This window comes from Prevotellamassilia timonensis, from assembly GCF_900106785.1.
Lineage (GTDB): Bacteria > Bacteroidota > Bacteroidia > Bacteroidales > Bacteroidaceae > Alloprevotella > Alloprevotella timonensis.
Genome location: NZ_LT629845.1, coordinates 620348 through 633808 on the forward strand (window position 1 = coordinate 620348; position 13461 = coordinate 633808).

Consider the following 13461-nt stretch of genomic DNA (forward strand, 5'->3'; position numbering starts at 1 on the left):
CACAAGGGCAGCGGACAGGTGGTGCCAGCTACGATGAAGGCTGGTGACAGAAATGTGTATGTTATTGATGGCGATGTGGTGCAATATGCGGACAAGTCTGGCATAGATGTGGCGAAGTCGGACAAGAGTATTGTTGTGTGTGATGCTGAGACGGGCAAGTATGAGTATACGAGTCCGGACCAGCTAATGAATGTTGGTGAGCCGGCGGACCCGAGCACACTGTCGGAGGCGTATATGGCGAACGAGCGTGCGAAGGAGGCTGCTGCCAATGGCGAGGGAACTGCCGAGGGTAATGCGGCTGCCGAGAGTAATGCTGCTGCCAATGGCGATGTGTCTGCTGATGGTGGCAAGGCGGAAGTTGAGGAGCCTGCCTACACAGATGGCAGTCGTGTTGAGATAAATGGGCATGAGTATGACGTAAAGTCGGCAGGTGAGAAGACTGTGGTGCTTGTTGACGAGCACGGGAAGGAGCTTGCTTGGACCCGTAGTGCGCTTGATGCGAAGTTGGAGAGTGGTGATGCTGAGGTGCTTGAACCCAAGGCGGAGGCTGCTCCTGATGTAGCAACGGAGGGTTTGAAGGTTGGTGACGTGTTTGAAGACAGCGATGGTAATGCGCTGACCGTTAAGCGCGTTGATGGCGACAAGGTTGTTGCTGTTGGCGCAGACGGGAAGGAGCAGACGTATGAAGATGGCATGTTTGAGCAGATGGTGGAAAGCGGTGTGCTGAAGCGTAAAACGACTGACCTGAACGCAGCTCAGGCTGGTAGTTCTGAAGGTGATGGTGTTCCTGCATTTGGCGTTGGTTCTGTAATTGAACTCGAAGGGCATGAATATAAGCTGCTTCGCGTGGACAAAGAAGATGATACCGTTTACTTAGAGAATGTTGAAGGCGAAACTGCACTCTGGTCATATTCTGGAATTTGCATTGCTTTCAATGAAGGTGATGCACGTTTGATTGATAATAAGAATTACGTTTTAACTGACAACCAGGGTAATCCTGTCAATGAAAATGGAACATTGAAGGTGGAGGAGGTGAAGTCTGTAGATGAACTGACGGACGAGGATTTCTCTGCTCCTACACGTAATGTGCAGTTGCCTGCTTTGCCTCAGAATGTGGACGCAGCTATTGGTGCGAATGGGAAGCCAGTCATTATAAAGAAAAATATTTTTGAAAAGAATTGGAACGCCCATAGGTTCCCGTTTGAGGAAAGTAGAGCCATATTAAATGCTGCTCTATATAATACAGATTTAGTAGGTCAGACACAACCCAACAACAAACCGCTGCATTGGGTTGCCATTAAAATTGACGACAAAAGTCCTATCGTAGTACTTGAAGTAAACGAGAATAAGGATAATATAGAAATTGTCGGTTGGTATACGCTTGATGAACGAAACTTAAACAGAATAAAAAGACAAGCCGAGAAGAACGGCGGCGAACTCGTTATGTTATCCCCGAAGGATAAGGTGGAAAGCCTTTCCACTCCTCAAACCGACTTGTCTTCTGAGAGCAAAGGTACGGAACAATCTTCAAGTGTGCAAGTTGGTGTGCAGGAAAATGCTCCTATGCCGATGCGTGTTGTTGGCAAGGGGAAGAATGCGGCGCAGGAGGAGGACTGGCTTGCGACGACTCCGAAGCGTGGTCATGACTATGTGTTCAAGGAGAGTGGTCTTGATGCTGAGGAGGCGAATGCTTTTGTGGAGAACAAGGTGGCTGAGGCTGAGAAGAATCTTGAAAAGGTTAAGGGCAAGGCTCCTAAGATGGGTACTAACATTGCGGCTTACAAGGAGGCTAAGGCAGACTATGAGGCTCGTGTGGCTGAGGCTCAGAAGGCTGTGGACTACTGGCATGCGGTGAAGGCTGAGCGTGACAAGGTGTTGCTTGAGGAACGGCGTGCGCGCAAGGAGAAGGACAAGGCGTTGTATGACGATGCCGTGGCGCAGGAGGAGCAGCGCAAGGCTGAGATGGCGCAGAAGGCTGCCGAGCAGGAGGCTTTGGGCAGTAACGCTGTGGCTCCTGCCATTAAGGAGAAGTGGGAGAATGCTCCGAAGGTAGATGGTGGTGCAGATGAGATTACTTTGCCTAATGGTGAGGTGGTGGCCGGTCATTATGTGCTGACGGAGAGTGGTGCGGCGAGTGCTTCGCACCAGGCTACGAATGGGTTTGCGGAGACTGAGGGTTACCCTGTGGACGTGAATGGTGAGACGGTGAATGACCGTGACTATAAGCGTGACGCTGAGGCCCAGCAGGTGACGCGTGGCATGGCGGCAGATTATGACAGCCGTGCGCTGCAAAGCCCTGTTGTGGTGAGTGGTGATGGTGTGGTGCTGTCGGGTAACGGCCGTACCATGGCTGGTGAAATTGCGGCTTTGAATGGTAGTGATGCGAAATATAATGCGTATCTTCGCGGGCATGCCGGCAAGTTTGGTTTTACGACGGAGCAGGTGGAAGGGTTTAAGCACCCGCGTGTGGTGTTTGTGCCTGATGGTGAGATGCCTTACACGTCGGAGACCTTTGCGAAGTTCAACCAGCGTGAGCAGAAGAGTCAGAGCCGTACTGAGATGGCTGTGAAGCTTGGCAAGGTGGTGGACGATGCTTTGTTTGGCCGTGTGATGGACGTGATAGGGCGTCATGAGTCGTTGGCTGAGTTTTATGCTGATGATGCTGCTACTGCTGCTGTGGTGAAGGAGTTGGCTGATGCTGGCGTGATACCTCAGACAGAGATGGCGCAGTTGTTTGACGGTGGCCGTTTGAGCGAGAGCGGTCAGGCTATGGTTGAGGGTGTGCTTGTGGGCAAGGTGTTCCAGGGCAGCCCTGATGCTGTGCGTCAGATTACTGAGGTGAAGAGCATGCGCAAGGCTGTGATGGCTGCTTTGCCTGAGGTGGTGGCTTGTCACCGCCTGGGTGGTGGCTATGACTTGTCGAAGGAGTTGGCTGCTGCTGTAGACTTGGTGTATAAGGCCCGCAAGGCTGGTTTTAAGCTTGGTCAGCATGTGAGCCAGCATGCGCGACAGGGTAACTTGTTCCAGCTGGACGATGGTGCGACGGTGGCAGACTACAACAATGCTGCTGTGATGATGCTGGCAGACGTGATGAACGATGGGCGTGTGACGCAGCTGAAGAAGGTGCTGTCGTTTTATAACACGCAGGCGGCAGACTCTGCCCAGGGCATTGGTGACATGTTTGCCGGTGGTGTGAAGAGTAAGGGACAGATTATTAACGAGGTAAATGAGTTATTAAACAATGGACAAGAATACGATAGAAGAACCCCGTCGGTTGCAGACGGACAAGGCGTCGGAGGCGAAGGCGGCGAACAAGGCGATGTTGCTGGCCCGAGCCATCAAGGCGGCGAGGGCAGCGAGCGGAGATTAAGTGAGGCTTTTGACGGCCTTGCAGCGCAGCTGAAGACTGCTGAGGGTGAGGAACGTAAGCGTGTGCTTGGTGAGATGCGTGATGGTATTGCGCGTTTTGCTGAGGAGAATGGTTACCCTGTGCCGGAGTTCTTGCTGACGCGTGAGGACTTTTTGGCGGCTGTGCCCGAGAAGGACAGGGCGAAGTATGTTGAAATGCTTGAAAAGGGCATGCGTATGCCTGCCTACTATGAAAATAAGAAGGTTTATTATTTTGTAGAAGGTTGTGATAATTTTGACAAAGATGTAGCTGAAACGCTTGCCCATGAGTATACTCATGCTGATAATGCGGAGTTTCCCGAGAATGTGAATGCCATAGTGTATGCTGTTGAGGACACGCATGAGGTTTCACAAGATGAGTTGGTTGACATTCTTGAAAAGCTGTCAGACTCTACCGTCTATGAGGAAAAGGCTGAGCAGTTAGAGGCAGATGGTAAGAATGCTAACCCGATGCTTGCAGATGAGGTTATAGCTCATTCTGTGGGCCGCATGGTGGTGGAAGGTGAGCAGGCACTTGACGGCATAACAAAGAATCCGACGCTGCAATTTTTCATTAAACGTGCATATAAAGAAAGAGAAAATGAACGACAACACAATCTTTATTCCAATAGAAATGCCGAGCGGGCAGATAAGACGGTTCCGAGTTCCGGCAGAAATAGTTCCGATAATGAAGCAGTTGCGGGAGGAACACCCGGAGATGGACAGCTCGGAGGCAGCTCTGAAGGCGATGGACATCTTGAAGGAACAGCAGAGCGGGGACGCTCAACAGTAAGTGAAGGCAAGGAAGTAGCGGCTCCTTCGGAAGAGGGTGCTAAAGTTGGTGTGACCGATGGTGAGAAATCGTCGGGCACAGGAGATGCTGTGCCTTCGGGTAAGGGTGACACCCCGTTGAGTGAGAAGATAGCCACCGCCTCAGCCGAAGTGAACACCGAACCGACAGAGGCGCAGAAAGAAGCCGGCAATTATAAGAAGGGGCATGTGCAAGTTGGTACGTTCGACATCACCATTGAGCAGCCGCAGGGCAGTGTGCGTAAAGGCACTGATGCTGACGGCAAGCAGTGGGAAAGCAAGATGAACAACACTTATGGCTACATTCGTGGTGCAGTGGGTGTTGATGGTGACCATATAGACGTGTTCCTCTCTAATGACATTGATGGTTGGAACGGACGCAAGGTGTTTGTAGTGGACCAGTACAACCCAGATGGCAGTTTTGACGAGCATAAGGTGATGCTTGGTTTCAACGATGCTGATGAAGCAAAGAGCGACTATCTTGCTAACTATGAGAATGGTTGGGAGAATGGTCGTAGAATTGACGTGACTGCTGTGAGCCTCGAAGACTTTGAGAAGTGGATTGCATCAAGCAAGCGCAAGACAAAGCCTTTTGGTGAGTACTCGTCGGTGAAGAATGGTGTTGTGCCTTCGGGTAAGGACGAGAGTGTGGAACGGAATGAAGTCCTTGAATATGAAAAGGCTTTAGACCATCTGGAAGACGTGGAACAGAAATGGGGGGATAAAATACAGGACTATGTATATGAGCATTATCCTACTCAGGCTACGACATCGGCAGAAAGCACTTCAGAAAAAGGATTGCAGGAGCGCAAAGCAATGAAGGCTGACCCCGTGCTAAAGCAGATGTATGTAGAGGCAAAGAAGGAAATAGATGCCGCAGATGAAATGGTAACGCAGAAGTATAGTGCTTTGCCAGAAGATTTGCGTCAACAAAAGGCTGTCGGAAAGTCTGCACAACCTCCTACGCGTGAGGAGTCTATACTTCGTGATGTGGTGATAGAGCACATGAAAGGCAGTGGCCTTGATGTGATTGGCACGGAAGATGGCCAGCGTGTGCTTGACATGGCGAATGATGACGGTGCGAAGGAGCACCGCGTGTACCATGGCAGCGGTGCTGAGTTTGACCACTTTGACCATAGTCACATGGGCGAGGGTGAAGGTGCGCAGGCTTATGGCTGGGGCACTTATGTGACCGAGGTGAGAGGCATTGGCGAGGGGTATGCGATACGTTCAAAGAACGGAATTTCAATGAGTCGTGAGGAGTGGTCTTTGAAACGTAGTGAACTTGAATCGAATATCTATCGTGCCAAGGAGCAGTTGCCTTTCCTTAAAGGGGAATATAAGGCAGAAGTGGAAGCTCAAATCTCGGAATGGGAGGAACAGTTAAAGGATTATGAACCACATAATTACCTTTACACTGTTGAAATTCCCGATGACAATGGTGGAAATTATTTGGATTGGAATGGGCCTGTGCCAGCTGAAACTATTGACCGCATTACAGAGTATCTGAGAGAAAAGTATGGTGATGAGGTGGTGAATGGGAGATGGTTGTCTAATCCTTTGTTGTCAAGCAAGGGCGTGGACGTTTCGTCAAGGAATGGTGCTGCCATCTACCGTCAGTTGGAACGTGCTCTTGGCAGTGACAAGAAGGCATCGCAATTACTATCGTCGTTAGGTTATGCCGGCATTAAATATCCGGCAGAATTTCGCAGTGGCGGCCGTAAGGACGATGCGAAGAACTATGTTATCTTTAACGAGAATGACGCGGAGATAACTGACCATGTGCGCTTTTTTAAGACCAAGAATGGTGAGGCTTATGGCTTTACTGTTGGCGGCAAGATTTACTATGACCCGAGGATTGCGAATGCTGAGACACCTGTGCATGAGTATGCCCACTTGTGGGCGAGTGCGCTGAAGGCGAACAATGCGAAGGAGTGGAAGAATGTGGTTGACTTGATGAAGGGCACCAAGGTTTGGGAGGAGGTGAAGAAGGCCTATCCCGAACTTGAGACAGACGATGAGATTGCTGACGAGGTGCTTGCCACGTATTCGGGCCGACGGGGTGCGGAGCGACTTCGTGAGGAGATGCGCAAGGCTGCTGCCGAGGGCGATGGCGTGATGGGCAAGGCTGAGGCGGTGAGTGCGCTGCAGCGTGTGAAGCGTGCCATAGACAAGTTTTGGAAGGCTGTGGCAGACTTCCTTCACATTCACTATACGAGTGCTGAGGAAGTGGCTGACAGAGTGATGAAGGATTTGCTTGACGGTGTGGACCCGCGCAGCATGATGGACGGTGGCAAGAGCCTTCGTCCTGAGACGCGTGTCAATGTAGTGGAGGCTGAGGCCGGGCATGGCTTTAAGAATTATGCTGAAGCCAAGGCTTGGGCTAAGGAGCATATAGCACGCACTTATAGCGGTGAAGAGACTGGTGGCAAGGGCGACATTCGCATCAGTAATGCGGCCGTTGACAAATATCTGTCGCAGAGTGCAGTTGACAAGAGTGAGAGCAAGGACGTTCACTTGGCTGTGTTGAAGGTGTTGCCTGATGTTATCCGTGAAAGTGTAGATGCAGAACAGCATGCGGACTTTAAGAAGGGTGAAGATGGTGTGCGCTCGGCAGCGAATGGTGTCAATCCCAATGTAACCATACACAGATTGTATGGCGCAGTACGTATGGACGGAAAGCTGTATAGGGTTAAGGTTACGCTGAAGGAGGATGTCAAGAGCGAACGGCCTGCAAAGAAAGCATATAGCTATGAAGCAACAAAAATAGAGTTGCTTGCAGGAACATTGGTCAAGCCCGAAGGTGATGACCCCAATACAAACAACTCTATAACTGCTGCAAATTTACTGAATGGTGTTGAGAAATCCTACGATGGCGGTAAGTTTTTTGAGGATTACAACAAAATTCGTGAGCAATTTATTGGCGAGAAGGGTGCGGAGCGTGCCGACCATGCCGATGAGGTGAACACGCGACTTGACAACCTAAGTGTGGCTCGCGAGATGGAGGCTGAGAAGAAGGACGCGAAGGCTATCAAGATGGCTACTGGCTGGGAACGTGGTGCAGACGGCAAGTGGCGTTATGAAGTTGGAGATGTAAGGTTTTATGACGGTCTTCAGCTTATAAATAGAAGCGTAAAAACGGAAGCAACGCTTGATGATTTGCTTGAAGATAATAAAGATAAAGAGGCTTTATTCGCGAGCTATCCCTCATTGAAAAATATGCCCGTGGTTCTTGAAGATATGGGGTATAAGGGAGTCGGAGAATATAACTACGGAAAGGAAACAATTCGTCTTAATACCTATTTGCTTACGGACGATGACGGGTATTTAACTAAGCCTGCCGTTGAAATTCTCAATCATGAGATACAACATGCTATTCAGAAGATTGAGGGTTTTGCCAGAGGTGGCAGTCCTGCGATGGTGCGGTCGGAGATAAAGAAGCAGATGGCCGAGGTGACGAAGCAGATAAGGCAGTTGCGTGCTGAGGGCAAGGAGGCTGAGGCGAAGGAGCTCATCAAGAAGAACAGAGGGCTTTACGAGGCATCTGTAGGTGATGATGACTTTGGCAGTTATAAGTCGCTTGCCGGTGAGGTGGAGAGCCGCAATGTGGAGAGCCGTATGGGCATGAGCGCGGAGGAGCGCCGTGCGAGCCTTGCTGCTGAGACTGAGGACGTGAGCCGTGAGGACCAGATATTCTTGACGAGTGGTGATGGTGGTGAAACGGCACATAGTGTTGAGATGGTGCACAAGCCGTCGAAAGAGGAGACTGTTCTTCGTGATGTGGTGATAGAGCACATGAAAGGCAGTGGTCTTGATGTGATTGGCACGGAAGATGGCCAGCGTGTGCTTGACATGGCGAACGATGACGGTGCGAAGGAGCACCGCGTGTACCACGGCAGCGGTGCTGAGTTTGACCACTTTGACCATACCCACATGGGCGAGGGTGAAGGTGTGCAGGCTTATGGCTGGGGCACTTATGTGACCGAGGTAGAAGGTATTGGCAGGACGTATGCCATTCAGAATAGCGAGAATGCAAGAGAACATTATGTATATAGCGGTGACACGCATGGACTTAGTGAGGAACGTATCAATGAGATATTGGAAGTCTTTTTAGACGCAAAGCCTTCAGAAGGACATGTTGTAAGTGAGTATAATGATGCGTTGGATTGGTATAGTAGCAAACGCGATGAATATTGTCAATCTTTAGCAAAAGACGCGTCATTGCTAAATCCTTCTGATATTTCCATTGTCGTGGACAAAACAAGGAACCTCTACACGGTAGAAATTCCCGATGACAATGGAAGTAACTATCTTGCATGGAATGAACCATTAAGTGTGGAAGATTCAGGTAGAATTATAAGTGGCCTGTTTGATTTGCCTTCTTCGGATATTGAGGAGATGGCTAAACGTGATTATACGTTCAAACATATTTTGTATGACCTGATTAAAATTAATGATAAGGCGCAGTTTGTTCCTGTCTTGGCTAAGGGCAATGTGCTAAGCAGGTCTACAATGTATGATGGCGGTAGAGAAATAAATGATTCTGGCGGAGTTTACAGAAGGTTGCAGGGCTGGTTCGGCAGTGCCAAGGCTGTATCGAAGTTCCTTTCTTCTCTTGGCTATGCCGGCATTAAATATCCAGCAGACTATCGCAGTGGCGGCCGTAAGGACGATGCGAAGAACTATGTTATCTTTAACGAGAATGACGCGGAGATAACTGACCATGTGCGCTTTTTCAAGACCAAGAATGGCGAGGCTTATGGCTTTACTGTTGGCGGCAAGATTTACTATGACCCGAGGATTGCGAATGCTGAGACACCTGTGCATGAGTATGCCCACTTGTGGGCGAGTGCGCTGAAGGCGAACAATGCGAAGGAGTGGAAGAATGTGGTTGACTTGATGAAGGGCACCAAGGTTTGGGAGGAGGTGAAGAAGGCCTATCCCGAACTTGAAACGGACGATGAGATTGCTGACGAGGTGCTTGCCACGTATTCGGGCCGACGGGGCGCTGAGCGACTTCGTGAGGAGATGCGCAAGGCTGCTGCTGAGGGTGATGGTGTGATGGGCAAGGCTGAGGCGGTGAGTGCGCTGCAGCGTGTGAAGCGTGCCATAGACAAGTTCTGGAAGGCTGTGGCAGACTTCCTTCACATTCACTACACGAGTGCCGAGGAGGTGGCTGACAGAGTGATGAAGGATTTGCTTGACGGTGTGGACCCGAGAAAGTTTGTCAAGAAGGAGAATGTAAAGGAAATAGATGGCATCAGATATTCGCTGAAAGATGGTTCGTTCCTTCGCTCGGGCAGTTACTTTAGCGGTGGCGGATTGCTTGAGGAGGGGTTGAAGGATTATCTTGACCCCAAGGTGGCTGTGGAGTTTAACAAGAAGATTTCGGGTGTGTACAGGGATAACTTTGGCAACCATATTGTGACTGCTGATGTGCGTGATGTGGACCCGAAGGAACTTGTGAAGGACATTGACGGGCCTGTGCAGTATTTCCATGCGTCGCCGGTGTGCAAGAATTTTTCGACAGCGAAGCGTGACGGCGGTGAGGTGGAACTTGACAAGGAGACTGCAAGGTCGACAGCGCAGTTTATTGGTGAGACTCGCCCGAAGGTGGTGACGATTGAGAATGTGAAGGGCTACAAGAATAGTGATGCCTTGAAGATTATAACTGACGAGCTGACTGCCCAGGGTTATGACTGGGACATGGGTGTGTATAATGCGGCGGACTATGGTGGCTACACTAATCGTGAGCGTTTGATAGTGCGTGCTGTGCGTGATGGGAAGTTGCCGCCTAAGCCTGAGGCTCTGCCAGAAGGTGAGCGCAAGGGTGGCTGGATAGAGGCTGTGTCGGACCTTATTGATGGTCTGCCGGAGAAGAAGAGTGGTGTGCCCAAGTGGGTTAACGAGCGGTTGAAGGGTGAGGGTATAGACTACCGTCACATAGACAAGCCGTTGTATGTGTTTGGGCAGGGTAACAGCCGTACTTCGATACCTCATGCTTTTGCCGATGAGTTGCTGCCGACGTTGCGGACGAAGGGTGGTGATATGATAATTATGCCTGACGGCCGTGTGTTGAAGGTGACACCGAGGGTGCTGGCTCGTGTGACGGGGTTGGCAGATGACTATGAGATGCCAGAGACTGATGACTTGGCGCATACGGTGGTGGGCAATGGCATTCCGACTCAGTTGTCGGAGCATGTTATTGGTCCGCTGCTTGCAGATGTGTTTAATGGTGGTGAGCCTGCGAGGAAGGACGGCAGTGCGCATTTGGGACGTGGCAATGGTGCTGGCGAGATGGGTGCTGTAGAGGACTACACGGCATTTGCCAGCCGGTATGGTGTCAGCGCGGATATGGTGAAGGATTATGCGTTGGGCATGGAGACTGGCAACTTGCATAAGGCTGATTTTGCATTGGCTGAGATACGCCGTACGATGCGTGTGGCAAACCGTGGCATGAAGCTTTCGGAGTTTGGCAAGTTGTTCCGCCCTGTGCAAAAGGAGTTGGCTGAACGTTATGGTGACATAGAGAAGTTGCGTCAGGAGCATATTGATGCTGAGATGCGTGAGCGTGGCGTTATGGAGGCTGCCCGCAAGCGTGCCGAGGAGGAGGCGGCAAAGCGTAAGGCTCGTGCTGACGAGTTGCGTTTGTTGCCGGCTGAGGAACTTGACAGGCGTTATTTTGAGGCGGTTGAGCGTGGTGACGATGCTGCTGCCCGCGAGATGCTTGACGAGGCTGCACGCCGCAAGGGGTATGATGACACTGAAAGCGGCTACCAGGGTGTGGGTGCATGGGTGGCACCGTCGAACCCAGGGTATGAGAGTGATGCAGCGCGCAGGGCTGATGTGGAGGATAATGCTCCTGATGTGAATGTGGAGGACATTGCTTTGGGGTATTCGCTTGTTGACGAGAATTATTGGCATGAGCCTCGCAAGTACATGCAGACTGACGCTACTGCTGTGGAGTCGGTAAACGCGATAAATGATGCCATGGCTGCAATAAGGCGTGGTGAGAAAGATGTGAAGGTGAAGGTGTATCGTGCTGTGCCCAGCTCGGTGAAGGAGGGCAAGTTGCGCAATGGTGACTGGGTGACTCCGTCGAGAGCGTATGCTAAGATGCACGGTGAGCACCGGTTGGAGGGTGACTACCGCATTATAGAAGATGAGGTGCCAGTGAATGAGCTTTGGTGGGACGGAAATGACAGCCGTGAATGGGGCTTTGACGATGGCAAGGGCTACAAGTATAAGAATGTGGAGAACAGCCGCAAGTTGAATGACCTTGTGACGCGTGATGATAATGGCGAGATTATTGCTCCTTCGAAGCGTTTTGACGAGAATGTGGAAGATGTTCGTTTCAGAGAGGACAATGTGAAGAATCCGGCTGAAATGTCTGAGGAGGAGAAATCAAGTCGTGGTAATCAGCTTTTGAGTGTTCCAGCGGTGAATGTAGAAAGCAACCAAATTGTGAAGACGGAAGAAATGTCTGCACGAAGGGCTGCTGAAAAGTGGTGGAGAGAGCACATAGGTGAGCCTTTGTTCTATGATACAGAGGTCGGGCAGGTTGAAATCAATGAGAATTCTATTGGTTCTTCATTGGCTCATCGCTATGGTCAAGCCAAACTTGATGCTATCACTTCGCTGAAAGGGCGCACCCGACAAACCCTGTGGAGGGCTGTGCAGATGCTAACCCAAAAACTGAGTTGCCAAACGATACATGATTGCCCAAAAGTAGTACCTTTGCACTATGAATCAGAATGGCAATAAAAATATGTATGAGGGCCTCGCCTCATATTTCCTCCCCGAAGGAGTTCTTAAATATTTCGAGGTGACAGACTTTGCAACACAGCGTACTCTGGACAAGGATGTTCTTTACACAACAGAGCTTCACATCTATCTGGATGAGCGCGACAATCGCACACCAGACATGAAGGATTCCGTGAGCAATGGTTTTGGGGAAGAATCATGTTTACTTGACTATCCAGCCCGAGACAAGAAGGCGGTACTTCACATACGAAGAAGGCGTTGGACAATGCCGGATGGCACAACAAGAAGTGTTGACCTTGACAAGGAGTTTGAACTGAAGCATAAGGGCACTCGATACGCGAAGGACTTCGCGCTTTTTTTAAAGAGGGCGAATGGACTCTGAGACGATAACCGCTCGTCAGATTGGTTATACGTACATGATTAACAGCTCCACGTTTGCCAAAAGATACAAGGACGCCCTGAGTAACTTCGAGACGTGGGAGCAGAAGGATCACGCATCCAAGTGGATTCTTATTCCGCAAAACGTAGGTAAGGAGCAAGGCATAGACGAGACCTCCCTCCAGGGCGAACTGTACACTATCGTTCACAACAAGGATGCCCATGGTCGCAAGGGTGCAATCATAGCAGTAGTCAAGGGAACGAATCCTGCTGACGTACTGAAGGTTCTCATGCAACTACCTGCAGATAAGCGTGAAATGGTTGAGAATATCACGATGGATCTCTCAGATTGCATGCGTGTCATAGCCCGAGAGGCATTCCCTAAAGCCACAGTCATACGTGACTGCTTCCATGTCGTAAAACGCGGTGGAGAGGGCTGCGAAGAGATACGCCTGCGCCTGAAACGAAAAGCCGTAAAGGAGGCGAACAGACAGAAGGCAGAGTTTCGCAAATACCTCGAAAATCTGGCAGCGCAGAGAAAGGCTTACCGCGAGCGAATGAGGAAAAGGCATGGGAAGAACTGGAAGAAGAGCAAGCGCGGAAGAAAGCCTATGAGGCTGAACACTCGCTTTGAACCCAAAAGGCTTGAAAATGGCGAGACTCTTGTAGAGGCACAGACACGATGTCGCAAGCAATTGTCCATGAGCCGAGAGAAGTGGAGCGCAACGCAGAAAAAGCGTGCGAAGATACTTTTCGCACTCTACCCAAAACTTGAAGAAGCATACAATCTGATCAACTCCCTTAGAGCCATATTCAGAAACAAGAAACTCACAAAGGAGACTGCCAAACAGAATTTCAAGGGGTGGTATGAGAAAGTGGCTTCCTGCACTCTGCGTGAAATCAAGTCCGTACGCGATACCATCAGATTCTATGAGGATGAAATCCTGAACTACTTTGACGGACGTAAGACTAACGCTTCAGCTGAATCGTTGAACTCAAAGATCAAATGCTTTCGTGCACAAGTAAAAGGAGTCATAGACATACCATTCTTCATGTATCGTTTAGCAACAGTTTTGGGTTAGCATCTGCACGGCCTACTCCACAGGGTTTGTCGGGTGCGCC

The 13461-nt window shown here is 50.3% G+C and carries 3 protein-coding genes; all 3 read left to right on the forward strand.

Annotation, left to right across the window (positions count from 1 at the left end; all coding sequences use genetic code 11):
• Positions 1–18: 18 nt before the first annotated feature.
• From BQ5453_RS11175 to BQ5453_RS11185, 3 genes are read left to right on the forward strand one after another with little or no spacing between them, the layout of a single operon-like run.
• Positions 19–11961 carry a DNA cytosine methyltransferase gene (locus tag BQ5453_RS11175; protein ID WP_143033389.1) on the forward strand — a complete coding sequence of 3981 codons (11943 nt, stop codon included), beginning with the start codon at positions 19–21 and terminating at the stop codon, positions 11959–11961.
• Positions 11962–11965: 4 nt separating this feature from the next.
• Positions 11966–12343 (forward strand): ISAon1 family transposase N-terminal region protein, encoded by a 378-nt coding sequence (locus BQ5453_RS11180; RefSeq protein WP_143033257.1) that lies wholly within the window; start codon positions 11966–11968, stop codon positions 12341–12343.
• Between the two features lie 34 nt (positions 12344–12377).
• Positions 12378–13421: a transposase gene (locus BQ5453_RS11185; protein ID WP_074027632.1), complete on the forward strand. Its 1044-nt coding sequence runs from the start codon at positions 12378–12380 to the stop codon at positions 13419–13421.
• Positions 13422–13461: the final 40 nt, after the last annotated feature.